This window comes from Microbacterium sp. 22179, from assembly GCF_052045715.1.
In the GTDB taxonomy this organism is placed as follows: domain Bacteria; phylum Actinomycetota; class Actinomycetes; order Actinomycetales; family Microbacteriaceae; genus Microbacterium; species Microbacterium galbinum.
This window is the reverse complement of sequence record NZ_JBQEPJ010000002.1, coordinates 425,438-448,547: the sequence shown is the minus strand read 5'-3', so window position 1 is coordinate 448,547 and position 23,110 is coordinate 425,438. Positions and strand designations below refer to the sequence as shown.

The window sequence follows — 23,110 nt, the reverse complement described above, 5'->3', positions numbered from 1 at the left end:
ATGGCGAAGATCAAGAAGGGTGACCTCGTTCAGGTCATCACGGGCGCCAAGCCCGAGCGCGGCGGAGACCGCGGCAAGCAGGGCAAGGTCCTCGAGATCCTTGCCGAGCGCAACCGCATCATCGTCGAGGGCGTGAACTACGTCACCAAGCACACCCGCGTCGGCCAGACGCAGCGTGGCACCAAGACCGGTGGCCTCGAGACCGTCGAGGCTCCCATCCACATCTCGAACGTCGCACTCGTCGACCCTTCGACCAAGAAGCCGACCAAGGTCGGCCACCGGGTCGAGGAGCAGACGAAGGACGGCGTGAAGCGCACCGTCCGCGTGCGGTTCGCGAAGAAGTCAGGTAAGGACCTCTGATGGCAACCACCGACGCCGCGGTGGCTGGCAAGATCCAGCCCCGCCTGAAGGCGAAGTACAACGCCGAGATCAAGAAGGCTCTGCAGGACGAGTTCGGCTACGCCAACGTCATGCAGATCCCCGGACTGGTCAAGGTCGTCGTGAACACCGGTGTCGGCGAGGCAGCTCGCGACAGCAAGGTGATCGACGGCGCGGTCGACGATCTCACCAAGATCACCGGCCAGAAGCCGATCGTCACGAAGGCCCGCAAGTCCATCGCGCAGTTCAAGCTGCGCGAGGGCCAGGCCATCGGCGCGCACGTCACCCTCCGCGGTGACCGCGCGTGGGAGTTCGTGGACCGCCTCGTCTCGCTCGCACTGCCCCGTATCCGCGACTTCCGCGGTCTCTCGGCCAAGCAGTTCGACGGCAACGGCAACTACACCTTCGGTCTCCAGGAGCAGAGCGTGTTCCACGAGATCGATCAGGACAAGATCGACCGGGTTCGCGGTTTCGACATCACCGTCGTCACCACCGCGAAGACGGATGACGAGGGCCGGGCACTGCTCCGCCACCTCGGCTTCCCGTTCCGCTCGGAAGACGCACAGGCGTAACACCCTCGACGGGCTCAGTGGTCATGTGTCACTGAGCCCGTCGATGTGTGCGTACAATTGAAGATTGCGTGTCATCGCAGGCCGTCTGTCGTGTAACGGCAGCCGGAACCTCATGAACAAAGGAAAACAACAATGACAATGACAGACCCGGTCGCAGATCTGCTGACCCGTCTGCGTAACGCGAACTCGGCGCACCACGATTCCGTGACCCTGCCGTCGAGCAAGCTCAAGACGCACATCGCCGAGATCCTCCAGCAGGAGGGTTACATCTCCGGATGGGAGACCTCGGACGCCCGCGTGGGTCAGAACCTCACGCTGACGCTGAAGTACGGCCCGAACCGCGAGCGGTCGATCGCCGGCATCAAGCGCGTGTCGAAGCCCGGCCTCCGCGTCTACGCGAAGTCCACCGAGCTCCCGCGCGTCCTCGGCGGCCTCGGCGTGGCCATCCTGTCCACCTCCTCCGGTCTCCTCACCGACCGTCAGGCAGAGCAGAAGGGCGTGGGCGGAGAAGTTCTCGCCTACGTGTGGTAATTCGAAATGTCGCGTATTGGACGACTTCCCATCGACGTTCCCGCGGGCGTGACCGTTTCGGTCACCGGCCGCGAGGTCGCGGTGAAGGGCCCCAAGGGTGAACTCACCCTCACGGTGGCCAGCCCCATCGAGGTCGCGGTCGAGGAGAACCAGGTTCTGGTCACCCGTCCCGACGACGAGCGCGAGTCGCGGTCGCTTCACGGCCTGACCCGCACGCTCATCAACAACAACATCATCGGCGTGACCCAGGGCTACACCAAGGGTCTCGAGGTCGTCGGCACCGGTTACCGCGTCCAGCAGAAGGGCGGCTCGGTCGAGTTCGCTCTCGGCTTCTCGCACCCGGTCCTGATCGACCCGCCGGCGGGGATCACGCTCACGGTCGAGGGCACGAACAAGCTCACCGTCAGCGGTATCGACAAGCAGGCTGTCGGCGAGGCAGCTGCCAACATCCGCAAGATCCGTAAGCCGGAGCCCTACAAGGGCAAGGGCGTCCGCTACGCCGGCGAGAACGTGCGTCGCAAGGCCGGAAAGAGTGGTAAGTAACCATGGCTCTCAAGTCAAAGTCCGACGCCCGCGCGCGTCGTCACGCCCGCCTTCGCAAGAAGGTCGTCGGCACCGAGGTGCGTCCGCGCCTCGTCGTCAACCGTTCGGCCCGCCACGTCTTCGTCCAGCTGGTCGACGACAGCAAGGGTCACACCGTCGCGTCGGCATCGACGCTCGAGACCGACCTGCGCGGCTTCGAGGGTGACAAGACCGCCAAGGCCCGCAAGGTCGGCGAGCTCGTCGCCGAGCGCGCGAAGGCCGCCGGCGTTTCCGAGGCAGTGTTCGACCGTGGCGGTAACCGCTACGCCGGTCGTGTCGCCGCCATCGCCGATGGCGCCCGCGAAGGGGGTCTGGCACTGTGAGTGACAACAAGGAGAACGAAGTGACCGAAGCGGCTGCTGCCACTTCCGAGACGGCCGCCGGCACCACGCAGGCAGAGCCGACTCGCGACCAGCGCGACGGTCGTCGCGGTGGCCGCGGTGACCGCAACCAGGGTGGCCGCGACCGCAACTCGCGCGACCGTGGTGACAACCAGTTCCTGGAGCGCGTCGTCACCATCAACCGTGTCTCGAAGGTCGTGAAGGGTGGTCGTCGCTTCAGCTTCACCGCTCTCGTGGTCGTCGGTGACGGCAACGGTCTGGTGGGCGTCGGCTACGGCAAGGCCCGTGAGGTCCCTCTGGCGATCTCGAAGGGTGTCGAAGAGGCCAAGCGCAACTTCTTCCGCGTTCCGCGCGTCGGCAGCACCATCCCGCACCCCGTGCAGGGTGAGGCTGCGGCCGGTGTCGTGCTGCTGCGTCCGGCTGCCGCCGGTACCGGAGTTATCGCCGGTGGTCCCGTCCGCGCCGTGCTCGAGTGCGCCGGCATCCACGACGTCCTGTCGAAGTCGCTCGGTTCGTCGAACACGATCAACATCGTGCACGCGACCGTCGCCGCCCTGAAGCAGCTCGAGGAGCCCCGTGCGGTCGCCGCGCGTCGTGGCCTCGAGTTCGACCAGGTGGCACCGGCGCGTCTTGTCCGCGCCGAGGCCGAGGCCATCGCCGCACAGAAGGTAGGTGCCTGATGGCCGCCCGGCTCAAGGTCACGCAGATCAAGTCCAAGGTGAGCGAGAAGCAGAACCAGCGCGACACGCTGCGCAGCCTCGGTCTCAAGCGGATCGGTGACACCACCGTCCGCCCCGACGACGCGCAGACGCGCGGTTACGTCAAGACCGTCGCACACCTCGTCAAGGTTGAGGAGATCGACTAATGGCTGAGAAGAACGAGGCCGTTGAGGCCGAGAAGGCCACGAAGAAGGCTGCAGCCCCCAAGGCCGCCGCTGAGAAGAAGCCCGCCGCGAAGAAGGCTCCGGCCAAGACCGCTGCGGCCGACGCCAAGGCTGAGGCTCCCGCCAAGAAGCCGGCTGCCAAGAAGGCTGCGCCGAAGGCGGATGCTCCGGCATCGCGCCCCGGCGTGCTGAAGGTGCACCACCTGCGTCCCGTCCCCGGATCCAACACCGCCAAGACTCGCGTCGGCCGTGGTGAGGGCTCGAAGGGTAAGACGGCCGGTCGTGGAACCAAGGGCACCAAGGCGCGCAACACCGTTCGCGTCGGTTTCGAGGGTGGGCAGATGCCGCTGCACATGCGCACCCCGAAGCTGCGCGGGTTCAAGAACCCGTTCCGCGTCGAGTACCAGGTCGTGAACCTGGAGAAGCTCGCGGAGCTCTACCCCCAGGGTGGAGACGTCACCATCAGCGACCTGGTCGCCAAGGGTGCGGTTCGGAAGAACGAGAAGGTCAAGGTTCTGGGCAACGGCGACATCGCCGTGAAGCTCACCGTCGCGGTCGACAAGGTCTCGGGTTCTGCCGAGCAGAAGATCGTGGCTGCGGGCGGTTCCGTCAAGTAACCACAGCAGGGAAGGGGTCGGAGATTCTCCGGCCCCTTCTGTGCACATGGATGCCGAGAACCGCGTTTAGGTTACTCTGGTCTTTCAGCCGCCCATCGGTCGCGGCAACCCCTTTCAGGAGGCACGTTCTTGTTTAGCGCCATCGCGCGGATCTTCCGCACTCCCGACCTGCGTCGGAAGATCGGTTTCACCCTGGCCATCATCGCCATCTACCGACTCGGCTCCAACGTTCCCGCTCCGTTCGTGAACTTCCCGAACGTCGAGGAGTGCCTCGCGGCCAACAACGGGACCGAGGGTCTCCTCGGTCTGGTCAACCTCTTCTCGGGTGGCGCACTCCTGCAGCTGTCGATCTTCGCGCTGGGTGTCATGCCCTACATCACCGCGACGATCATCACGCAGCTCCTGCGCGTGGTCATCCCGCACTTCGAGGCGCTGCACAAGGAAGGCCAGGCCGGCCAGGCCCGCCTCACCCAGTACACGCGTTACCTCACCATCGCCCTCGCGCTGCTGCAGTCGACGACTCTCGTCACCGTCGCGCGCAGCGGCCAGCTGTTCGGCACGACCGATCTCGCGGCTTGCCAGAACCTGCTCACGAATGACGTCTGGTGGGCACAGCTGCTCATCATCATGGCGATGACCGCCGGTACCGGCCTCATCATGTGGTTCGCCGAGCTCGTCACCGAGCGCGGCGTCGGCAACGGCATGTCGCTCCTCATCTTCACCTCGATCGCCGCGACCTTCCCCGGCGCGATGAGCCTCATCTGGCAGACGAAGGGCTTCGAGGTCTTCCTGCTCGTGCTGCTCGTCGGAATCATCGTCATGGGTCTCGTCGTGTTCGTCGAGCAGTCGCAGCGGCGCATCCCGGTGCAGTACGCCAAGCGGATGGTCGGACGCCGTACCTACGGCGGCACCAACACCTACATCCCGATCAAGGTCAACATGGCCGGTGTGATCCCGGTCATCTTCGCCTCGTCGCTGCTGTACATCCCCGCGCTCATCGCGCAGTTCAACACCCCGCAGGACGGCTCGACGCCCGCCGCGTGGGTCACCTGGATCAGCACGTACTTCACCACGGGCAACCACCCGATCTACATGGCGGCGTACTTCCTGCTCATCATCGGCTTCACCTACTTCTACGTCGCGATCACGTTCAACCCGGTCGAGGTCGCTGACAACATGAAGAAGTACGGCGGTTTCATCCCCGGCATCCGCGCGGGTCGTCCGACCGCCGAGTACCTCGACTACGTCCTGACGCGCATCACGCTGCCGGGCTCGATCTACCTGGGTCTGATCGCCCTCATCCCGCTGATCGCCCTGGCGACGGTCGGTGCCAACCAGAACTTCCCGTTCGGTGGCGCGTCGATCCTCATCATCGTCGGTGTGGGTCTCGAGACGGTCAAGCAGATCGACGCCCAGCTGCAGCAGCGTCACTACGAAGGGCTCCTCCGATGACGGCATCCGCACGTCTCCTGATCGTCGGCCCGCAGGGCTCCGGCAAGGGCACGCAGGGCGTGCGCATCGCCGAGACCTTCGGCATCCCCGTTGTCTCGACGGGCGACATCTTCCGCGCCAACATCAAGGGCGGCACGGAGCTCGGACAGAAGGTGACCGCGATCCTCGACCGCGGCGACCTGGTCCCCGACGAGCTGACGGGCGAGATCGTGCGCGATCGTCTGGCGCAGGACGACGCCGCGAACGGCTTCCTCCTCGACGGGTATCCGCGCAACACGGCTCAGGTCGGCCACCTCGAGGAGTTCCTCGCGGGACGTGGCGAGTCGCTCGACGCCGTGATCCTCCTCGACGTGCCGCGCGACGAGAGCATCTCGCGTCTGAGCCTCCGTGCGATCGAGCAGGGGCGCTCCGACGACACCGAAGACGCGATCGCCCACCGGCTCGACATTTACGAGCGAGAGACCGCTCCGATCATCGACGTCTACAGCGAGAAGGGCATCGTCGACCGAATCGACGGCGTCGGCTCGCTCGACGAGATCACGGAGCGCATCGTCGCCGCGCTCGACGCACGCGGTCTGCGCGTCGCCGTCTGAGCGGCTCCGAGATGTTCCGCCGGTCGATCTACAAGACCCCGGCCCAGCTCCGATCGATGGTCGAGCCCGGGCTGATCACGGCGGCGGCGCTCGACGCCGTCCGTCCGCTGATCCGCCCCGGGGTGACGACGCTCGAGCTCGACGCCGAGGCGAATCGCGTGATCCTCGCTCGCGGCGCGGAATCGAACTTCCAGCTCGTGCGCGGTTACCACCACACGATCTGCGTCTCGGTCAACGAGCAGGTCGTGCACGGCATCCCCGGCGATCTGGTGCTGCAGCCCGGCGACATCGTCTCGGTCGACTGCGGTGCGCAGTACCAGGGGTGGAACGGCGACAGTGCGATCACCGTCGTCGTCCCCGACGAGACGCGACCGGACGTCGTCGCGAATCGCGAGGAGCTCTCGCGCGTGACGGAAGGGTCCATGTGGGCCGGCATCGCCGCGATGGCGACCGCCTCGCATCTCGGTGACCTGGGCGCCGCGATCCAGGGGTACATCGAGGCCCAGGGCCCCTCCGCCGTGTCGGGGGAGACCTACGGCATCCTGCGCGAGTACGTCGGCCATGGCATCGGCCGCAAGATGCACGAGGCGCCGAGCGTCTTCAACTACCGCACGCCCGACCCTGGAGCCGAGGTGAAGCCGGGCCTCGTGCTCGCGATCGAGCCGATGGTGACCGCGGGCGGCGAGGAGACGTTCATCGAGGACGACGACTGGACCGTCTCGACCGTCGACGGCTCGGACGGCTCGCACTGGGAGCACAGCGTCGCCGTGCACGAGAACGGGCTCTGGGTGCTCACCGCCCCCGACGGCGGCGCAGCGGGCCTCGCGCCCTTCGGCGTGACGCCGGTTCCCGTCGACTGACGCTCCCGCTCCCTCTCGTCTCATCGGCTGCCCCCGGCATCCGTTACGCAAGCGTGAACTGCCGGCAAGGTTCGCCTCACACGAACCCCATAGGCTGATGCAGGAAGATCACAGGGTACTTGCGTCCGCAATAACTGCGGCGAGACCGAGAGAAACGGAAGACAATGGCAGCGGCGAAGAGCAACACCAACTGGTTCGCGATCGGGGTGTCCGCAGCAGTCGTCGTCGTGCTGGTCGTCCTCGGCGGGCTCGTGGTGTTCCTGAACAACCAGGCCACGGCCCCCGGCGTCGCCCCCGAGGGTGGCAACGTCAACCAGGAGACCGGCGCGATCAGCTTCGGTGGCGGCGATGACGAGATCGACGTCTTCGTCGACTTCATGTGCCCCATCTGCGGCGACTTCGAAGACGCGTACGGCGAGCAGCTCCAGTCCGCCGCCGCGAGCGACGACATCACGCTGAACATCCACCCGATCTCGATCCTCGACCGGTACTCGCAGAACACGAAGTACTCGACCCGTGCCGCGGGCGCCGCCTACTGCGTCGCCGAGAACGCGCCGGACTCGTTCCTCGACTTCTTCAACTTCATGTTCAGCAACCAGCCGGAGGAGAACACCGCCGGCTACACCGACGAAGAGCTCGCGTCCTACGCCGAGCAGGTCGGGGCGGGTGCGGCAGCCGACTGCATCGCGGACGGCACCTACATGAACTTCGTTCGCGACCAGACCAACCAGCACGAGATCCAGGGCACGCCCACCGTCGAGATCAACGGTGAGCGTATCGAGAACGCCGACATCCAGTCGCGCTTCGCGCAGATCCTGCCCTGAGCGGATCCGCATCACGACGAGGGCGGTCCCGTCACGGGGCCGCCCTCGTGGCGTGCACGGCGGGCGACGCGCGGATGCTTCCGGCTCAGGTTGCCGGATGTCCCGGCGTCGTCTAACATAGATCTTTGGTGCCTTGCGCACTGATTCGGCGTGTCCGTCGGCGCAGCACCAACAAACCAATCACCCACCGCAGATCGACCGGTCTGCAGAAGCGTCAGCGAGGCTATGGCTAAGAAAGACGGTGTCATCGAGATCGAGGGCGTGATCTCCGAGGCTCTTCCCAACGCGATGTTCCGCGTTGAGCTCAGCAACGGACACAAGGTCCTGGCAACGATCTCCGGCAAGATGCGGCAGAACTACATCCGTATCATCCCCGAGGACCGCGTGGTCGTGGAGCTCAGCCCCTACGACCTCACCCGCGGCCGTATCGTCTACCGCTACCGCTGATCGGTCGAGAAGTAACGGCCTGCCCCGCAGCGGGGCGGTACGAAGACAGCGAACAGGAAACATCATGAAGGTCAACCCCAGCGTCAAGCCCATCTGCGATCACTGCAAGGTGATCCGCCGCCACGGCCGCGTCATGGTGATCTGCAAGAGCAACCCGCGCCACAAGCAGCGCCAGGGCTGATCATTCTTCTGATCTGACACACAACTGAATACACGAACGGCAGGATCAGACGCTTCGACAGGCTCAGCGACCCACAGGGGAGCTGTGTCCACCGGAGCCGACACCTCGGGGCGGAGGCCCGGGCACCGATCCTGTTCCACACCTCCACAACACCCAGGAGAACCGCATGGCACGTCTTGCCGGCGTTGACATCCCGCGCGACAAGCGCGTGGTGATCGCCCTTACCTACATCTACGGCGTCGGCCGTACCCGCTCGGTCGAGATCCTCAAGGCGACCGACATCGATGAGAGCATCCGCGTGAAGGACCTCAGCGACGACCAGCTGATCGCCCTCCGCGACCACATCGAAGGCAACTACAAGGTGGAGGGTGACCTGCGCCGCGAGGTCGCCGCAGACATCCGCCGCAAGGTCGAGATCGGCTCCTACGAGGGCATCCGCCACCGTCGTGGTCTCCCGGTCCGCGGTCAGCGCACCAAGACCAACGCCCGTACCCGCAAGGGCCCGAAGCGCACCGTCGCCGGCAAGAAGAAGGCCCGCTAAGCGCGGCCCCAGGGACTAGGAGAACACTTTCATGGCTGCACCCAAGGCCGCCGCGCGCAAGCCGCGCCGCAAGGAAAAGAAGAACATCGCGCTGGGCCAGGCCCACATCAAGTCGACGTTCAACAACACGATCGTCTCGATCACCGACCCGTCCGGCGCCGTCATCGCGTGGGCATCGTCGGGTGGCGTGGGCTTCAAGGGCTCGCGCAAGTCGACCCCGTACGCCGCCGGCATGGCAGCCGAGTCGGCTGCCCGCCAGGCCGCCGAGCATGGCGTCAAGAAGGTCGACGTCCTCGTCAAGGGTCCGGGCTCCGGCCGCGAGACCGCGATCCGCTCGCTCCAGGCCGCCGGCCTCGAGGTGGGCTCGATCCAGGACGTCACCCCGCAGGCGCACAACGGATGCCGCCCGCCGAAGCGTCGCCGCGTCTGATCCGGCTCGCGAGCCGCTCGCCCCGTCCCGTTCTCTGAGCGGTCGGGGCCGAGCGGCTCGCCCGCCCGTTCGCGGGCATCGACTTCCACAACTCAAGACCTCACCCACCACATGTCATATAGCGGTCATGTGATCGAAAGGAACACAGAGTGCTCATTGCACAGCGTCCCACACTCACCGAGGAAAAGATCGTCGAGAACCGGAGCCGGTTCATCATCGAGCCTCTGGAGCCCGGCTTCGGATACACGATCGGCAACGCGCTGCGTCGCAGCCTGCTGTCGTCGATCCCCGGTGCCGCTGTCACCAGCGTCCGTCTCGACGGCGTGCTGCACGAGTTCAGCACGATCCCCGGTGTGAAGGAGGATGTCACCGAGATCATCCTCAACATCAAGCAGCTGGTCGTCTCCTCGGAGCGCGACGAGCCCATCACCGCGTACCTGCGCAAGACCGGTGCGGGCGAAGTGACCGCCGCTGACATCTCGGCTCCGGCCGGTGTCGAGGTGCACAACCCCGAGCTCGTCATCGCGACGCTCAACGACACCGCGAAGTTCGAGCTCGAGCTCACGATCGAGCGTGGCCGTGGCTACGTCTCGGCGACGCAGAACCGCAACGAGTACGCCGAGGCCGGTCAGATCCCGATCGACTCGATCTACTCGCCGGTCCTCAAGGTGAGCTACCGCGTCGACGCGACCCGTGCCGGGGAGCGCACCGACTTCGACAAGCTCGTCCTGGACGTCGAGACGAAGAACTCGATCAGCCCCCGCGACGCCGTCGCTTCGGCTGCCAAGACGCTCACCGAGCTGTTCGGTCTCGCTCGCGAGCTGAACGTCGAGGCCGAGGGCATCGAGATCGGCCCGGCGCCGGTGGAGGCTGTGAACTCCAGCGAGCTGTCGATGCCGATCGAGGACCTCGACCTGTCGGTCCGCTCGTACAACTGCCTGAAGCGTGAGGGCATCAACACCGTTTCCGAGCTCGTCGCCCTGTCGGAGACGCAGCTCATGAACATCCGCAATTTCGGCCAGAAGTCGGTCGACGAGGTGCGCGACAAGCTCATCTCGCTCGGTCTGTCGCTCAAGGATTCGGTGCCCGGTTTCGACGGCGCCCACTTCTACGGCGGCAGCGAAGACGAGTCCTTCTGATACCCGACCTTTCTGACCAGGAGTTAGACGATTATGCCCAAGCCCACTAAGGGTCCCCGCCTCGGAGGCGGCCCCGCCCACGAGCGCCTGCTGCTTGCCAACCTCGCCGCTGCGCTGTACACCCACAAGTCGATCAAGACGACCGAGACGAAGGCCAAGCGCCTGCGTCCGCTCGCCGAGCGTCTCATCACCTTCGCCAAGCGCGGAGACCTGCACGCACGCCGTCGCGTGCTCTCGGTCATCGGTGACAAGGAAGTCGTGCACACGCTCTTCACCGAGATCGCTCCGCTGGTCGCTGACCGCGAGGGTGGCTACACGCGCATCACCAAGGTCGGCAACCGCAAGGGCGACAACGCTCCCATGGCCGTGATCGAGCTCGTCCTCGAGCCCGTCACGCCGAAGGCGAAGTCGACCAAGAAGGCCGCTGCCGCCCCCCAGGCGGAGAAGCCGGCCGAGAAGGCTCCCGCCGAGGAGACCGCCGAGGTCGTCGAGGAGGCTCCCGCCGAGGAGGCTCCCGCCGCCGAAGACACCACCGAGGCGCCTGCCGCCGAGGAGAAGTCCGAGTAATCACTCGACTCGAGAGAAGCCCGTCACCTCTGAGGTGGCGGGCTTCTTCGCGTGTACGGCGGACGGCATGAAAGGATGCCGTCATGCGAACGAATGCCTGGCACTCGCGAGCGGCGGTGGGACGCTTCGTGCTCTCGTCGCCGGTGCAGACCTTCATCATCGTCGTGATCCTCGTCAACGCCGTGATCCTCGGGTTGGAGACCTCCCTGGCGGTGACGGAGTCGTTCGGCGGGCTGCTGCACGTGCTCGACAAGGTCTGTCTCGGCATCTTCCTGATCGAGATCGCGCTCAAGCTGTACGCCGAACGCCTGGGGTTCTTCCGCAACGCGTGGAACGTGTTCGACTTCCTGGTGATCGGCGTGGCCCTGATCCCGGGCGCCGACGGCTTCGCGGTGCTGCGGGCGCTGCGGGTGCTGCGGGTGCTGCGTCTGATCTCGGTGATCCCTTCGCTGCGTCGTGTCGTCGACGCGCTCGTGCGCGCGGTGCCCGGCATCGTCTCCATCGCGGCGCTGCTGGTGATCGTGTTCTACGTCGGTGCGGTGATGTCGACGATGCTGTTCGGGGCGCGCTTCCCCGAGTACTTCGGTGACATGGGCGCGTCGCTCTTCTCGCTCTTCCAGATCATGACGCTCGACTCCTGGAGTGCGATCGCGCGGACGGTGAGCGCCGAGATCCCCTGGGCGCCGGCGTTCTTCGTGCCCTTCGTGCTGATCAGCGCGCTCACGGTCCTCAACCTGTTCATCGCGGTGATCGTCGACGCGATGCAGGGCCTCGACGAGGACCGCGTCCGCAACGGCGAGGCCCCCGTCCACGAGGTGACCGTCGGCGGTCACGGCGAGGCCGCGGTGCTCGCCGAGCTGCGCGAGCTGCGCGCGCAGGTCGCGCAGCTGACGCAGAGCCTCGAGTCCGGCGCACGCCCCGCGCGGGAGTAGGCTGGCGGACGGTGCGGCCACGTCCCGGGGCCGCGTGAGAAGGAGAGACGTGAACGACGCGGCCACGAGACCGTTCCGCGGACCGCGGGCCTATACGACGTTCATCGGGATCGGCCTGCTCGCCGGCCTCCTCTCCGGACTCTTCGGGGTCGGCGGCGGCACGGTGATCGTCCCGCTGCTGGTGCTGTTCCTGCACTTCGATCAGCGCCTCGCGGCCGGTACCTCGCTCGCGGCGATCGTCCCCACCGCGGCCGTCGGTGTGATCTCGTACGCCGCCTCGGGGTCCGTCGCATGGATCCCCGCCCTGATCCTCGCCGCGGGCGCTGTCGTCGGCGCCCAGATCGGCACCCGCCTGCTGCCGCGCATCTCGCAGACCGCCCTGCGCTGGGGCTTCGTGGGCTTCCTCCTCGTCGTGATCGTGAGCCTCTTCCTCGTGATCCCCTCGCGGGACGCGCCCTTCGACCTCACCTGGATCTCGGGCATCGCGCTCGTCGTCGTCGGCGTGGGCACCGGTGTGCTCGCGGGCCTCATCGGCGTGGGCGGGGGTGTGATCGTCGTTCCGGTGCTCATGCTCGCCTTCGGCACGAGCGACCTCGTCGCCAAGGGCACGTCGCTCCTCATGATGATCCCCACCGCGGTCTCCGGCACGTTCGGCAACCTCCGCAACCGCAACGTCGATCTGCTCGCCGCCGCGCTCATCGGCGTCGCCGCCTGCACCACGACCGCGCTCGGCGCCTGGCTCGCGACGCTGATCGATCCCGGCACCGGCAACATCCTCTTCGCGGCATATCTCGTCGTGATCGCGGTGCAGATGGCGCTCAAGGCGATCCGGGGCCGCGAGAAGAAGGACTGACCGCACCGGCGGGCGGGGCGGCTGTCGGCGACCCTCGATAGGATCGAGGGGTGCCAGTGAACCCAGAACTGGTCGGCCGGGAGTTCCCGCCGACGCCCCCGTACCTCGTCGGTCGTGAGAAGGTGCGCGAGTTCGCCCGCGCCGTCTTCGCCGATGCTCCGCAGCACACCGACGTCGAGGCGGCCCGCGCGGCCGGCTTCGCGGACGTGGTCGCGCCCCCGACGTTCCCGATGGTCATCCAGGACCTCACGCTCCAGCAGCTCCTGGGCGCCGAGGATTCGGGCATCGTGCTGGCGCGCACGATCCACGCCGAGCAGCGCTTCGCGTACACGCGGCCGATCGTCGCGGGTGACGAGCTCAGCGCGCAACTGCGGGTCACCGGCATCCGCATGATGGCCGGCAACGCGCTCATCACGAGCGAGGCCGAGATCACGGATGCCGCAGGTGCCCATGTCGTGACCGCGACCAGCGTGCTGCTGGTCGGAGAGGGGGAGTGATGGCGTACTCGATCGGAGACGTGATCGCCGAGCGTACCGTGCACCTGACGCGCGAGTCGCTCGTCCGTTACGCCGGGGCCTCCGGTGACTTCAACCCCATCCACTACCGCGACGACGTCGCCGTCTCCGTCGGGCTGCCCGGCGTGCTCGCGCACGGCATGCTCACGATGGGGATCGCCTCCTCGGTGGTCGTCGCGGCTCTCGACCCGCAGACCCGCATCCTCGACTACGGCGTGCGCTTCACGAAGCCCGTCGTCGTCGACCCCGAGCACGGTGCCGACGTGCACGTGCTGGCCACGATCGGCGCCGTCGACGAGACGGCCGCGCGCGTCGACCTCAAGGTCACCTTCGGCGAGGCCACCGTGCTCGTCAAGGCGCAGCTGCGCATCGCGGTCTGATGGGCGACGCCGAGGTGCACGAGATCACGCCGATCCCGCTTTCCGCGCTCACCACCATCGCCACGGGCGGTGCGCCCGAGCGGATGCTCGACGCCACGACCGCCGAGGGGCTCGTCAGCGCGCTCCGCGAGACGTGGTCGCGCGGCGACGAGTGGTTCGTGCTCGGCGGAGGCTCGAACCTCTTCGTCGGCGACGAGCAGTTCGAGGGCACCGTCATCCGGGTGCTCACCCGCGGCATCGACGAGCTGCCCTCGCCCCACGAGGGCCGCATCCGGCTGCGCGCCCAGGCGGGCCACGGGTGGGACGAACTCGTCGCGTACGCGGTCGAACACGGCTACGCCGGGCTCGAGGCGATGAGCGGCATCCCCGGCACCGTCGGGGCCGCTCCCGTGCAGAACATCGGTGCGTACGGGCAGGAGATCCAGGAGACCCTGGTCGAGGTCGAGCTGATCGACGCGGCGACCGGTGAGATCTCGACGGTCCCCGCCTCCGAGCTGGGCCTCGGGTTCCGCACCTCGGTGCTCAAGCACCACTACGGCAGCGAGCCCGAGCGGCGTGCCGTGATCCTGTCGATCACGGTCGATCTGCTGGTCGCGCGGGAGCGCATCGTGCGCGGTGAGCAGCTGCGCCGGGCGCTGACCCTCGGCGACGACGCCCCCGTGCCGTTGTCGTGGGTGCGCGAGCGCATCCTCGCCACGCGCGCCTCGAAGGGGATGTTGTGGGACCAGGTCGATCCCGACACGCACGGCGTCGGGTCGTTCTTCCAGAACGCGATCGTCACGGAGTCCGTCGCCCGCGCCCTCCCGCCGGAGTGTCCGCGCTGGCCGGTCTCGCCGGATCTCGACACCGTCACCGTCATCCCGCTCGCGTCCTACGGAGGTCTGATCCCGGCACCGGCGCGTGAAGCGGCCGACGTCAAGGTCAGCGCCGCGTGGCTCATCGAGCAGGCCGGCATCCGCAAGGGTTTCAAGCTGCCGCGTTCGCGCGCCTCGGTGTCGACCAAGCACGCGCTCGCCCTCACGAACCGGGGCGGCGCGACCGCCGCGGAGGTCGCCGAGCTCGCGCGCTTCATCCAGAGCCGGGTGCACAGCGAGTTCGGGCTCGTGCTGCAGCCCGAGCCGGTTCTCGTCGGCGTCGAGCTCTAGGCCCGTCGTGCTCGACTGGCTGATCGCCGAGTGGCAGCAGGTGCTCGGTTTCGTGACCGGCGCGGTCTGCGTGCTCCTGGCGGGGCTCCGCAACGTGTGGACGTATCCGATCGGCATCGCCAACAACGTCGTGCTCTTCGTCGTCTTCCTCGGCGCGGGCGTCTACGCCGCCGCCGGCCTGCAGGCGGTCTACCTCGTGATGGGCGTGCACGGCTGGTGGCGGTGGACGCGGGGTGAGGAACAGAGTCGCACCTACATCGCGAGCACTCCGCGCCGGGCGGTGCCGTGGCTGGTGCTCGCCGGGATCGCCGGTGCCGCTGTGCTGGTGTGGGTGCTCACGTCGTTCACCGACTCGGAGGTCGCGGTCGCGGATGCGCTCACCACCTCGGCGAGCCTCGTCGCGCAGTACATGCTCAACCGCAAGTGGATCCAGAACTGGTTCGTCTGGATCGGTGTCGACGTCGTGATCATCGGCATCTCGATCGTCACCGGGCTGTGGGTCATCGCGGCGCTGTACCTGCTCTTCATCGGCCTGTGCGTGTTCGGCTTCACCTCGTGGCGCCGAGTGGCGGCCGACGAGCGGGAGCGCGAACGCGTCGAGGCGCCCGCGTGACGGCCACGGCACCGCGCCGTGAGGGTCACGGGCTCGTGATCGGCAAGTTCTATCCGTTCCACAGCGGGCATTCGCACCTCATCCGCGAGGCCGAACGGCGCAGCGAGCGCGTCACCGTGCAGGTGCTCGGAGCATCCGTCGAATCGATCCCGCTCGAGACGCGCGCCGACTGGATCCGTGAATCGCACCCCGGCGCCCGGGTCGTGGCGGCGATGGACGACGCCCCGGTGGACTTCGGATCGGATGCCGCGTGGCGCGAGCACCTCGCCGTGATCGAGTCGCTGCTCGACGGCCCCGTCGACACCGTCTACTCGTGCGACGCGTACGGCGGAGAACTCGCGCAGCGCCTCGGGGCCCACTGGGTACGCATCGACGAGGGTCGACGGATCAACCCGGTGTCGGGCACGGCGATCCGCGCCGACCCCGCGGCGCTCTGGCACGAGCTCGCGCCGGCCGTGCGGGCGTCGCTCACTCCCCGGGTCGTCGTTCTCGGCGCCGAGTCGACCGGGTCGACGACGCTCGCCGAGGCGCTGGCCGCGCACCTCGGCACGCTGTGGGTTCCCGAGTACGGGCGGGAGCACTCCGAGGTGCGCGAGGGCGGGCTCGAGGCGCCCTGGCGCAGCGACGAGTTCGACCTCATCGTCGACCGGCAGATCGCCCTCGAGGAGCGGGCGCTGCGCCGTGTGCCGCGCCCGGTGCTGGTGTGCGACACCGATGTGCTCGCGACCGCGCTCTGGCACGAGCGCTACGTCGGCACGGTCGCCGAGCGCCTGCACCGCGCCGCCGACGGCCACCGCCCCCTCCTCTACGTGCTCACGGGCGACGAGATCCCGTTCGAACAGGACGGCATGCGCGACGGCGAGCACATCCGCCACGACATGCAGCAGCGCTTCCGCGATGTCCTCGCCGCGCAGCCGGTGCCCTGGCTCGAGGTGCGCGGCGACGTGCCGGCGCGCGTGCAGGCCGCGGCATCCGCTCTCGAACCGCTGCTGGCCGCGCACCTCAGCTTCGCGATCCCGCTCGAGGCGCGCCCGATGGACGAGCAGCGCGCCCTGCAGCGCGCGGCAGCGCACGGGGCGGCTGCGCACGGCGCGGCTGCCCACGAGTCGGAAACGAACCGCGCGGACGCGCACGGGGCGGACGGTCGGACCGGAGAGGGCGACGGGAGGCCCTGAGCCGCCGCCCGTAGGATGATCGCATGTCCGATCGCTGGAGCCGCGTGTCCGCATCGCCCACCAACCCGGGAGCCGATCACGGCGTCGGGCAGATGACCGCCGAGGAGCTCTTCCGCCCGGCAGCGGCGGCGACCGCGGTGCCCCTCGACGAGAAGCTGCGCCAGGCCTACTACTGGATGGTCAATCGGGCCGTCATCTCCCCGTACTACGACATCGAGTTCTCGCACGGCGATCCGCTCTCGATCGCGCTCGGCGACGCCGATGCCAAGGTCTCGTTGCCCACTCAGGCATCCTTCTCGTCGAACGTGCTGCTGCCACTGCTCACGTTCGCGGTCGGCGGCAAGTGCCTCCTGATCGGCGGGCCGGGGCGCGGCAAGACGACGGTCGCCGTGCTCATGGGCGTGCTCGCCGGCACCGGCGCCGACGAGGTGCGGCGGGCCGTGCAGCAGGGGCAGCCGCAGCTCACGGTGAGCGACCTCGTGGGCATCCCGCTGCCGCGCGACCTCGTCGAGGCCGAGAAGCTCAGCGACATCCGCATCGCGTGGCGCGACTGGCTCGGCCTCCCGGTGAAGATCATCGACGAGTACAACCGCATCCCCACCAAGACGCAGTCGGCGCTGCTGACGATGGTCGCCGAGGGGTACGTCGAGAGCCACGACCAGATGCGACGCACCGCACCGCACGGCGGCGTCGAGAGCTGGTTCTTCACCGCGAACGACGATGCGGGCGGTGGAACGTTCCCGGTGATCCAGGCGCTCCGCGATCGCATGGACGTCACGGTGCAGGCCGCCGGCTTCAACAGCCGCTTCCTCGACGAGCTCATCACGCGGGTCGAGGCGGGGGAGAAGCCCGAGGAGCACGTGCCGACGGAACTGCGCTTCGATGCGGCCGAACAGGAGCGGATGCGCGCCCTGATCCGCGCCGTGCCGATCCCCGACGGCGTGCGCCACCGCCTGCGGTTCTTCCTCAGCCACTTCGAGTTCGTGCAGCACGGCGGACGCCGTTTCGAGTACCGCACGAAAGACGTCGTGACGACCGCGGGCGGCAGCGTCGGCGAGGTCATCGAGGCGAACAGCGGCGCCGACCTCGAGGTCGACCTCGGCGCCCAGACGCGCAACGGCCTCTCGGTGCGCGCACTGCAGACGCTCATCCTGTACGCGAAGGCGATGGCCTGGTTCCGAGGAGCGGATGCCGTCGAGCTCGCCGACATCGCCGCGATCCTGCCCTTCGTGCTGCGGGGAAAACTGCTGCCCAACGACACCCACCCGCGCTTCGACGTGGGGGCCGAGCGCGAACTCGCCACCGACACCGTGAGCTGGCTGAACGACCTGTTCGTGCAGTCGTGCCGCCAGTACGACATGCTCGGCCGCGATGCCGACGACCCGGTGGCCGCGCTCCTCGGCGAACTCGACCGAGGACTCGACGGTGTGTCGGCCCTCGACGTCTCGCGCCGGATCACCGCGATCGAGGCGCAGCTGCGCCGCATCGCCGGCGTCGGCAAGCTCTACGGCCGCGACTTCGACGACGTGATCGCGCTCAAGTACCTGCACCAGCGCTACACCGCGTTCGCCCGCTGGCAGGAGACCCGCGGGTGATCCGCCGCCCGCTGCAGCTCGCGAATGCGCGGGACTCCTTCCCGCCCGCCTCGCCGCCCGACTTGACGGCCGGGGGACTCGACATCGCCGCCGCGATCGAGGGCGTGCGCCGCGCGCACGGCGAGGTGGGGCTGTTCGTCCGAGCGCTCGCCGCGGGACTCGCGGAGGATGCCGATGCCGCGAGCGATCGCGAGCGCGCCCTCGACCTCGTCGCGATCGCGGCGTGGCGGTCCGGCGCCCTGGCTCTGCGCGACGACGCCCTGACCCGGCTCGAACGCATCGAGCCGGCGGACGAGCGGCGGGCGGCCGCCGCGACCCTCGGGATCGGCATCGACCTGCTCGAAGCGTTCCTGCGCCGGCAGCGCACCGACCGGTTCTGGTGGCCCGGGCGTGCGGACGAGCGCGGTTACGTACTCGCGACCGGCGGGTTCCGCGGCGTCGGCGGCGCGTGGATCCGGCCGCCGGACCGGGTCGTGCGCCTCGCGGACGCCGGAGCGTTCGCGATCCTCGTCGCGGGGGAGTGGTGGCGTCTCGACGCCGACGTGTGGTGCGCCCGGCTCACGGCATCCGTCGAGCCCGAAGCTGCGGCCTCCGACCCCGCGGCCTCCGCACCCGCGGACGACGGCGTGAGCGTCGTCATCGGGCCCGACACCCACCTCGCCTGGGTGCACGTGCGAGACGCCGCGTGAGGACGGGAAAGGTTCCCCGCGCAGCGGTCGACGAGACCGTGCGCGCGGCCTGGGAGCGCGCGCTCACGCTGTGGGGTGTACGACTGAACGACCCGATCGTGCTGCCCGGTGCGCACGCGAACGCCGGGGCGCCCGCCTGGTTCACCTTCCCACCGTCCGTCTCGATCGACCCCGACTACCTCGCCGGCCGCGGCCTCGCCGACGAGCTCTGGAGCATGCTGGCGCACGAGGTCGGACACCACGTGCTCGCCCCGAGCACCCGGATCGACGGGCTGAAGGTGCGGCATCAGATGGCACGCGCGCTCGCCGCGGTCTCGTCGCGCGCACCCGCGGCATCCGATATCGGCCTGCTCGCCAACCTCTGGAACGATCTGCTCGTCAACACCCGGCTCGCGCAGTTGCAGCGGGCCGAGGCGGATGCCGCGGGTGAGCCGGGGATCATCCGTCTCGGTCGAGTGCTGTACCCCGCACCCGCGGGCAGCGCCGATCGACTGTGGTGGGTGTACTGCCGCGCCTACGAGATCCTGTGGCGGCTGCCGGCCGGCACGCTCTGCGCGATCGACGCCCCGCCCGCCCCGCCGCCCGCCGTCGCGCACGAACAGCTGCCGCCGCTCGACACGATCGCCGAGAGGCACCGTGAGAAGGAGCGCATCCTGCGCGAGCGCAAGGCCGAGAGCGCGCGCATCGCCGCCGAGCTCGCCGGCGCGCGCACGACGAATCCCGTCGTCGATGCCGCGCTGGTCGCCGATGCGGTGCGCACGTTCGGCGCCGACCCGGTGTCGGGTGCGGTGCGGTTCGGGGTGATCGCGGCGCCCTACATCGCCGAACGGCAGGATGCCGCGCGCGAGGTGCCCACCGTCGGCGGGGTCGGCTGCGCGGCCGACGAGAAGGGCCCGAGCGCCGAGGAACTCGGTCGCATCCTCGCGGATCAGCGTCTGCGCGGCGACCTCCCGGCGCATCCGGGGGCGGCGGAGGCGGTGGAGCCGGACGACGACGCGTCGTCGCAGCCCGGACAGCGCCTCGACGTCGCCCGCACGCTGGGGCTCTACTCCGACCTCGATCAGGCCGAGGTGCTCGCGGCCTGGTACCGCACCGAGGCGGCGAGTCGGGTGCGCCCCTACACGCGGCGCGCGCCGGCGCAGCCCGCCGGAGGGCTCCCCGGGCCGCTCGAACTGTGGGAGACCGGAGACGCGATCGGCGACATCGACTGGGCCGCCACCCTGCGCGGCGGTCGGGTCATTCCCGGGGTGACCACGCGGCGCCGCTCGGAACTGGACGACGACCCGGTCGTGCGCGAGACGAGCATCGAGATCGACCTCTACATCGACTCGTCCGGGTCGATGCGCAACCCCCGCGCCGGGTCTCCGGCCGTGCTGGCCGGCACGATCCTCGCGCTGTCGGTGCTCCGCGGCGGCGGGCGCGTGCGCGTGACCAGTTTCTCCGCCGCCGGGCAGGTCGCGGGCATGGAGCGCGCCAGCCGCGACCCCGCCGAGATCGTCAGCGCCCTCTGCGTGTTCTTCGGCGGCGGCACTTCGTTCCCGCTCGATCTGTACGGCTCCCGCTACGCGGCTCTCCCGCGCGCGACCGAGGAGGTGCAGCGCCATGTCGTGGTGCTCTCCGACGACGGGCTCGTGTCGATGTTCGGCGTCGGGAACGAACCCTTCGCGGGCGTCGCCCGGGCGGTGAGGGAGAAGCTCACCACGGGTACGCTCGTGCTCATGGACCGACTCCACCGCGTCTCCGACCTCGCCCGGCGCGACGGGTACGACGTGGTGTACCTGTCGAGCATGGACGATGCCCCGGCGGCCTGCGCCGCCCTCGCGGAGCGACTGCATGGCTGAGGCGGAGCGGGCGGAGAACGAGCAGGCGTCGACGGGAGAGCTGCTCGCGGCCTGGAGCGAGCGGTCCGGCGGGGAGCAGGAGGCGTGGACGCGCGCCCGCCCGGGCCCCGCACTCGATGCGATCGCCGCCCGGCTCTCGGCGGTGCCGCAGATGTTCCTCGACGACCGCGTCTCCGTGCGCGCGCTCGCGGGTGACGTGCTCGGGATGGCGCCGGCCTGCGTGCGTTTCGCCGGCGATGAGCGCGTGCGCCGGGGAGCGGCGATCGCGCTCTGGATCATCGCGAGTGAGGAGCTCGTCGCCCCGTTCTCCTCCCCGGTGGGAGGGGGTGCTGCTGCCCTCGCGGTCGACGCGCTCGCACTGCGGCTCGCCCCCGTGTCCGACCCGCTGAGCTGGATCTCCGACGACGAGCGGCGCATCGAAGCGGCGCGCACGTTCCTGCTCTGGCGCGGATACCTGCCGGAGGGCGAAGACGCGCAGACCGCCTCGTCGCTGCTCGCCGCGGTCGATTCCCTCGCCCGCGACAAGGCGCTCGCGGACGCCTACGAGGGGCACCGGCATCGCGCCGAGATCGCCCGCAAGCTGCAGGAGGCGCGTCGCAAGGAGGCGGCGGCCCGGTACTCCAGTGAGTGACGCCGAGCGGGTCGGCGTTCCCGACGACCCCGACGCCATCGATCCGCTCGCACTCGCCGAGTACGCACCCGGGGCGGCAGCGGTGCTCACGGATACCGAGCGCTGGCCGACCCTCGACGATGCGGGGGCCGCTCGCCTCACCCGGTGGCGACGGCATCCCGACGCCCCGCAGTGGACGCACGCGACCGGTGACCGGCTGAGCGCCGCGCAGGTCGAGCGGGTACGGCATCCGCTCCCGACGGACGGATGGCTCGCCGATCACCTGGCCGCGGTGCGCCGCACGCTGAGGCATCGGGCGATGCCCGCGGATGCCGCGCTCGCCGACTACCCGACCACCCGCCGCAGCGACCTCGTCGCCGACCTCGGTGCGCACGTGCCGCTCGACGCCGACCTCGGACGGATGCTGCACGGTACGAGCTCGGGGTCGACCGGTGCCGCCCTGCTGATCCCCGACGACGTCGAGGAGGTCGCACGCGGGTTCCACCTGTTACGCGCGCTGGCCGCGCAGCAGGGCGCGACCGTCACCGATGACGGTGAGCGGATGGCGGTCGCGAACCTCGTCTTCCAACGCCAGGCGTTCACCTACGTCTCGGTGATCAGCAGCTTCGCCCACCGCGCGATGGCCCGCCTCAACCTGCACGTGTCGGCGTGGCCGGATGCCGACGCCCGACGACGGTTCCTCGCCGACGCCGACCCGCAGATCCTCAGCGGGCACCCGACCAGCCTCGCCGAGCTCGTCGATGCGGGACTCGACGGGGTGCTGCATCCGTCGGTGATCTTCTCGGGGGCGATGGCGCTCTCGGCCCCGCTGCGCGCGCGGCTCGAGCACGCGTTCGGCTGCCCCGTGATCGACGTCTACGGGCTGCACGAGACCCGGCCGATCGCCGCGCGCGCCGACGACGGCCCGTTCCGGGTGCTCGATCGGCGCGTGCTCGTCGAGGTGCTCGATCCGCGGCGCGACATCGCGGTGCCCGACGGAGAGGTCGGCGAGATCACGGTGACCGCGGGGGAGAATCCGCTGCTGCCCCTCGTGCGCTACCGCACCGGCGACTACGGGCGGCTCGTGCGGCTGCCCGACGGCGCGGTGGGGATCGCCGACCTCGAGGGGCGGGAGAACACCCGCTTCCGCGCGGGCGACGGGTCGCTCGTCGCCAGCGTCGACCTCACCCAGCACCTGCAGGCGCACGGCGCCGAGGGGTGGTCTGTCGTGCAGGGCGACGACGGGGTCGTGCACGCGTCGATCGCCGGGGGAGACGCCGCGGCGATCGAGGCGGCGCTCGCCGCGCTGCTGGCGGTGCCGGTCGAGGTCACCGCCGTGGCGCGGGTGATCGACCTCGGCGAGGGCAAGCCGCGACGCTACCGCAGTACACTCGCGGGATGAGCGGACTCATCCCCTACCTCCTCTTCCCCGGCAACGCCGCGGAGGCCTTCGCTCACTACCAGGGCATCTTCGGTGGCGAGCTGCAGCTCTTCGACTACGCCGAGCTCGGTCGCCACGACGGTCCCGCCGACGCGATCGGGCACGGCATGCTGCGCGGAGTCGTCGAGCTCGCCGGGGCGGACGCCGGAGCCGACGACGACGCGGTGCAGATGGGCGGGATGTTCTTCTCGCTGCTGGGAACGGCGGATGCCGACACCCTCACGCGCTGGTTCGACGCGCTCGCCGCAGAAGGTCGGGTCATCTCGCCCTTGACCACCCGCCCGTGGGGCGACGTCGACGGGTCGCTCGTGGATCGCTACGGCATCCGCTGGTTGATCGGGTACCACCCGGAGGAGTGAGGCTCCTCCGGGTGACACCCGGAT

The 23,110-nt window shown here is 69.2% G+C and carries 31 protein-coding genes; all 31 read left to right on the top strand.

Features of this window, described 5'->3' with window-relative positions; genetic code table 11:
* The 31 genes from rplX (at position 1) to ACTJKK_RS07110 (ending at position 23,086) form a co-directional block, all read left to right on the top strand.
* The gene (rplX, locus tag ACTJKK_RS07260; protein ID WP_247625174.1) at positions 1–360 is read left to right on the top strand and encodes a 50S ribosomal protein L24; all 360 of its coding nucleotides are present in this window, start codon (positions 1–3) and stop codon (positions 358–360) included.
* Positions 360–950, top strand: a complete 591-nt coding sequence (rplE, locus tag ACTJKK_RS07255) for a 50S ribosomal protein L5 (RefSeq protein ID WP_247625173.1) — start codon at positions 360–362, stop codon at positions 948–950. Before rplX ends, rplE begins: the two co-directional genes overlap by 1 nt.
* A 132-nt stretch (positions 951–1,082) precedes the next feature.
* The gene (rpsH, locus tag ACTJKK_RS07250) at positions 1,083–1,481 is read left to right on the top strand and encodes a 30S ribosomal protein S8 (protein ID WP_247956748.1); all 399 of its coding nucleotides are present in this window, start codon (positions 1,083–1,085) and stop codon (positions 1,479–1,481) included.
* A 6-nt stretch (positions 1,482–1,487) separates the two neighbouring features.
* Positions 1,488–2,024 carry a 50S ribosomal protein L6 gene (gene rplF, locus ACTJKK_RS07245; RefSeq protein WP_247634096.1) on the top strand — a complete coding sequence of 179 codons (537 nt, stop codon included), beginning with the start codon at positions 1,488–1,490 and terminating at the stop codon, positions 2,022–2,024.
* Positions 2,025–2,026: 2 nt separating this feature from the next.
* On the top strand, positions 2,027–2,386 hold the full coding sequence (rplR, locus tag ACTJKK_RS07240) for a 50S ribosomal protein L18 (RefSeq protein ID WP_247625170.1): 360 nt from the start codon (positions 2,027–2,029) through the stop codon (positions 2,384–2,386).
* A gap of 20 nt (positions 2,387–2,406) precedes the next feature.
* Positions 2,407–3,084: a 30S ribosomal protein S5 gene (rpsE, locus tag ACTJKK_RS07235; RefSeq protein WP_282185367.1), complete on the top strand. Its 678-nt coding sequence runs from the start codon at positions 2,407–2,409 to the stop codon at positions 3,082–3,084.
* Positions 3,084–3,269 carry a 50S ribosomal protein L30 gene (rpmD, locus tag ACTJKK_RS07230; RefSeq protein ID WP_017201575.1) on the top strand — a complete coding sequence of 62 codons (186 nt, stop codon included), beginning with the start codon at positions 3,084–3,086 and terminating at the stop codon, positions 3,267–3,269. Before rpsE ends, rpmD begins: the two co-directional genes overlap by 1 nt.
* On the top strand, positions 3,269–3,904 hold the full coding sequence (gene rplO / locus ACTJKK_RS07225) for a 50S ribosomal protein L15 (RefSeq protein ID WP_247634097.1): 636 nt from the start codon (positions 3,269–3,271) through the stop codon (positions 3,902–3,904). Before rpmD ends, rplO begins: the two co-directional genes overlap by 1 nt.
* A 129-nt stretch (positions 3,905–4,033) precedes the next feature.
* Positions 4,034–5,356 carry a preprotein translocase subunit SecY gene (gene secY / locus ACTJKK_RS07220; RefSeq protein ID WP_247625168.1) on the top strand — a complete coding sequence of 441 codons (1,323 nt, stop codon included), beginning with the start codon at positions 4,034–4,036 and terminating at the stop codon, positions 5,354–5,356.
* Positions 5,353–5,949 carry an adenylate kinase gene (locus tag ACTJKK_RS07215; protein WP_247956747.1) on the top strand — a complete coding sequence of 199 codons (597 nt, stop codon included), beginning with the start codon at positions 5,353–5,355 and terminating at the stop codon, positions 5,947–5,949. The genes secY and ACTJKK_RS07215 overlap by 4 nt, the downstream gene beginning before the upstream one ends.
* 11 nt (positions 5,950–5,960) lie before the next feature.
* Positions 5,961–6,809 carry a type I methionyl aminopeptidase gene (map, locus tag ACTJKK_RS07210; protein WP_440747483.1) on the top strand — a complete coding sequence of 283 codons (849 nt, stop codon included), beginning with the start codon at positions 5,961–5,963 and terminating at the stop codon, positions 6,807–6,809.
* Positions 6,810–6,973: 164 nt separating this feature from the next.
* The gene (locus tag ACTJKK_RS07205) at positions 6,974–7,633 is read left to right on the top strand and encodes a DsbA family protein (protein WP_440747482.1); all 660 of its coding nucleotides are present in this window, start codon (positions 6,974–6,976) and stop codon (positions 7,631–7,633) included.
* 225 nt (positions 7,634–7,858) lie between these two features.
* The gene (infA, locus tag ACTJKK_RS07200) at positions 7,859–8,080 is read left to right on the top strand and encodes a translation initiation factor IF-1 (RefSeq protein ID WP_017201569.1); all 222 of its coding nucleotides are present in this window, start codon (positions 7,859–7,861) and stop codon (positions 8,078–8,080) included.
* Positions 8,081–8,144: 64 nt separating this feature from the next.
* A complete protein-coding gene (rpmJ, locus tag ACTJKK_RS07195; RefSeq protein ID WP_005050492.1) occupies positions 8,145–8,261 on the top strand; it encodes a 50S ribosomal protein L36 in 117 nt (38 codons plus the stop codon).
* Between the two features lie 166 nt (positions 8,262–8,427).
* Positions 8,428–8,802 (top strand): 30S ribosomal protein S13, encoded by a 375-nt coding sequence (rpsM, locus tag ACTJKK_RS07190; protein ID WP_017201568.1) that lies wholly within the window; start codon positions 8,428–8,430, stop codon positions 8,800–8,802.
* A gap of 31 nt (positions 8,803–8,833) precedes the next feature.
* Complete coding sequence (gene rpsK, locus ACTJKK_RS07185) at positions 8,834–9,232, top strand: 30S ribosomal protein S11 (protein WP_017829189.1); 399 nt, start codon at positions 8,834–8,836, stop codon at positions 9,230–9,232.
* A gap of 149 nt (positions 9,233–9,381) precedes the next feature.
* Positions 9,382–10,371 (top strand): DNA-directed RNA polymerase subunit alpha, encoded by a 990-nt coding sequence (locus ACTJKK_RS07180; protein ID WP_247625164.1) that lies wholly within the window; start codon positions 9,382–9,384, stop codon positions 10,369–10,371.
* Positions 10,372–10,404: 33 nt separating this feature from the next.
* The gene (gene rplQ, locus ACTJKK_RS07175) at positions 10,405–10,938 is read left to right on the top strand and encodes a 50S ribosomal protein L17 (RefSeq protein WP_440747481.1); all 534 of its coding nucleotides are present in this window, start codon (positions 10,405–10,407) and stop codon (positions 10,936–10,938) included.
* 83 nt (positions 10,939–11,021) lie between these two features.
* A complete protein-coding gene (locus ACTJKK_RS07170) occupies positions 11,022–11,870 on the top strand; it encodes an ion transporter (protein WP_440747480.1) in 849 nt (282 codons plus the stop codon).
* 49 nt (positions 11,871–11,919) lie between these two features.
* Complete coding sequence (locus ACTJKK_RS07165) at positions 11,920–12,723, top strand: sulfite exporter TauE/SafE family protein (RefSeq protein WP_440747479.1); 804 nt, start codon at positions 11,920–11,922, stop codon at positions 12,721–12,723.
* A 50-nt stretch (positions 12,724–12,773) separates the two neighbouring features.
* On the top strand, positions 12,774–13,220 hold the full coding sequence (locus ACTJKK_RS07160; RefSeq protein WP_247634102.1) for an FAS1-like dehydratase domain-containing protein: 447 nt from the start codon (positions 12,774–12,776) through the stop codon (positions 13,218–13,220).
* Positions 13,220–13,618 carry a MaoC/PaaZ C-terminal domain-containing protein gene (locus tag ACTJKK_RS07155; RefSeq protein ID WP_440747478.1) on the top strand — a complete coding sequence of 133 codons (399 nt, stop codon included), beginning with the start codon at positions 13,220–13,222 and terminating at the stop codon, positions 13,616–13,618. Before ACTJKK_RS07160 ends, ACTJKK_RS07155 begins: the two co-directional genes overlap by 1 nt.
* 14 nt (positions 13,619–13,632) lie before the next feature.
* Positions 13,633–14,763: a UDP-N-acetylmuramate dehydrogenase gene (locus ACTJKK_RS07150; RefSeq protein ID WP_440747550.1), complete on the top strand. Its 1,131-nt coding sequence runs from the start codon at positions 13,633–13,635 to the stop codon at positions 14,761–14,763.
* Between the two features lie 7 nt (positions 14,764–14,770).
* Positions 14,771–15,376: a nicotinamide riboside transporter PnuC gene (pnuC, locus tag ACTJKK_RS07145; RefSeq protein ID WP_247956744.1), complete on the top strand. Its 606-nt coding sequence runs from the start codon at positions 14,771–14,773 to the stop codon at positions 15,374–15,376.
* Positions 15,373–16,551: an AAA family ATPase gene (locus tag ACTJKK_RS07140; RefSeq protein WP_440747477.1), complete on the top strand. Its 1,179-nt coding sequence runs from the start codon at positions 15,373–15,375 to the stop codon at positions 16,549–16,551. Before pnuC ends, ACTJKK_RS07140 begins: the two co-directional genes overlap by 4 nt.
* Positions 16,552–16,574: 23 nt before the next feature.
* Positions 16,575–18,146: an AAA family ATPase gene (locus ACTJKK_RS07135; protein WP_440747476.1), complete on the top strand. Its 1,572-nt coding sequence runs from the start codon at positions 16,575–16,577 to the stop codon at positions 18,144–18,146.
* On the top strand, positions 18,143–18,835 hold the full coding sequence (locus tag ACTJKK_RS07130) for a potassium transporter Kef (RefSeq protein WP_440747475.1): 693 nt from the start codon (positions 18,143–18,145) through the stop codon (positions 18,833–18,835). Before ACTJKK_RS07135 ends, ACTJKK_RS07130 begins: the two co-directional genes overlap by 4 nt.
* A complete protein-coding gene (locus ACTJKK_RS07125; protein ID WP_440747474.1) occupies positions 18,832–20,676 on the top strand; it encodes a VWA domain-containing protein in 1,845 nt (614 codons plus the stop codon). The genes ACTJKK_RS07130 and ACTJKK_RS07125 overlap by 4 nt, the downstream gene beginning before the upstream one ends.
* The gene (locus tag ACTJKK_RS07120) at positions 20,669–21,307 is read left to right on the top strand and encodes a phosphohydrolase (protein WP_440747473.1); all 639 of its coding nucleotides are present in this window, start codon (positions 20,669–20,671) and stop codon (positions 21,305–21,307) included. The genes ACTJKK_RS07125 and ACTJKK_RS07120 overlap by 8 nt, the downstream gene beginning before the upstream one ends.
* Complete coding sequence (locus tag ACTJKK_RS07115) at positions 21,300–22,688, top strand: AMP-binding protein (RefSeq protein WP_440747472.1); 1,389 nt, start codon at positions 21,300–21,302, stop codon at positions 22,686–22,688. The genes ACTJKK_RS07120 and ACTJKK_RS07115 overlap by 8 nt, the downstream gene beginning before the upstream one ends.
* Positions 22,685–23,086, top strand: a complete 402-nt coding sequence (locus ACTJKK_RS07110; protein ID WP_247956738.1) for a VOC family protein — start codon at positions 22,685–22,687, stop codon at positions 23,084–23,086. Before ACTJKK_RS07115 ends, ACTJKK_RS07110 begins: the two co-directional genes overlap by 4 nt.
* Positions 23,087–23,110: the final 24 nt, after the last annotated feature.

Excerpts from the sequence above, each read along its gene's own strand:
- rplX (WP_247625174.1), top strand. The coding sequence starts at position 1 with ATGGCGAAGATCAAGAAGGGTGACCTCGTTCAGGTCATCACGGGCGCC.
- rplE (WP_247625173.1), top strand. The coding sequence starts at position 360 with ATGGCAACCACCGACGCCGCGGTGGCTGGCAAGATCCAGCCCCGCCTG.
- rpsH (WP_247956748.1), top strand. The coding sequence starts at position 1,083 with ATGACAATGACAGACCCGGTCGCAGATCTGCTGACCCGTCTGCGTAAC.
- rplF (WP_247634096.1), top strand. The coding sequence starts at position 1,488 with ATGTCGCGTATTGGACGACTTCCCATCGACGTTCCCGCGGGCGTGACC.
- rplR (WP_247625170.1), top strand. The coding sequence starts at position 2,027 with ATGGCTCTCAAGTCAAAGTCCGACGCCCGCGCGCGTCGTCACGCCCGC.
- rpmD (WP_017201575.1), top strand. The coding sequence starts at position 3,084 with ATGGCCGCCCGGCTCAAGGTCACGCAGATCAAGTCCAAGGTGAGCGAG.
- rplO (WP_247634097.1), top strand. The coding sequence starts at position 3,269 with ATGGCTGAGAAGAACGAGGCCGTTGAGGCCGAGAAGGCCACGAAGAAG.
- ACTJKK_RS07215 (WP_247956747.1), top strand. The coding sequence starts at position 5,353 with ATGACGGCATCCGCACGTCTCCTGATCGTCGGCCCGCAGGGCTCCGGC.
- map (WP_440747483.1), top strand. The coding sequence starts at position 5,961 with ATGTTCCGCCGGTCGATCTACAAGACCCCGGCCCAGCTCCGATCGATG.
- ACTJKK_RS07205 (WP_440747482.1), top strand. The coding sequence starts at position 6,974 with ATGGCAGCGGCGAAGAGCAACACCAACTGGTTCGCGATCGGGGTGTCC.
- infA (WP_017201569.1), top strand. The coding sequence starts at position 7,859 with ATGGCTAAGAAAGACGGTGTCATCGAGATCGAGGGCGTGATCTCCGAG.
- rpmJ (WP_005050492.1), top strand. The coding sequence starts at position 8,145 with ATGAAGGTCAACCCCAGCGTCAAGCCCATCTGCGATCACTGCAAGGTG.
- rpsM (WP_017201568.1), top strand. The coding sequence starts at position 8,428 with ATGGCACGTCTTGCCGGCGTTGACATCCCGCGCGACAAGCGCGTGGTG.
- rpsK (WP_017829189.1), top strand. The coding sequence starts at position 8,834 with ATGGCTGCACCCAAGGCCGCCGCGCGCAAGCCGCGCCGCAAGGAAAAG.
- rplQ (WP_440747481.1), top strand. The coding sequence starts at position 10,405 with ATGCCCAAGCCCACTAAGGGTCCCCGCCTCGGAGGCGGCCCCGCCCAC.
- ACTJKK_RS07170 (WP_440747480.1), top strand. The coding sequence starts at position 11,022 with ATGCGAACGAATGCCTGGCACTCGCGAGCGGCGGTGGGACGCTTCGTG.
- ACTJKK_RS07155 (WP_440747478.1), top strand. The coding sequence starts at position 13,220 with ATGGCGTACTCGATCGGAGACGTGATCGCCGAGCGTACCGTGCACCTG.
- ACTJKK_RS07135 (WP_440747476.1), top strand. The coding sequence starts at position 16,575 with ATGTCCGATCGCTGGAGCCGCGTGTCCGCATCGCCCACCAACCCGGGA.
- ACTJKK_RS07120 (WP_440747473.1), top strand. The coding sequence starts at position 20,669 with ATGGCTGAGGCGGAGCGGGCGGAGAACGAGCAGGCGTCGACGGGAGAG.
- ACTJKK_RS07110 (WP_247956738.1), top strand. The coding sequence starts at position 22,685 with ATGAGCGGACTCATCCCCTACCTCCTCTTCCCCGGCAACGCCGCGGAG.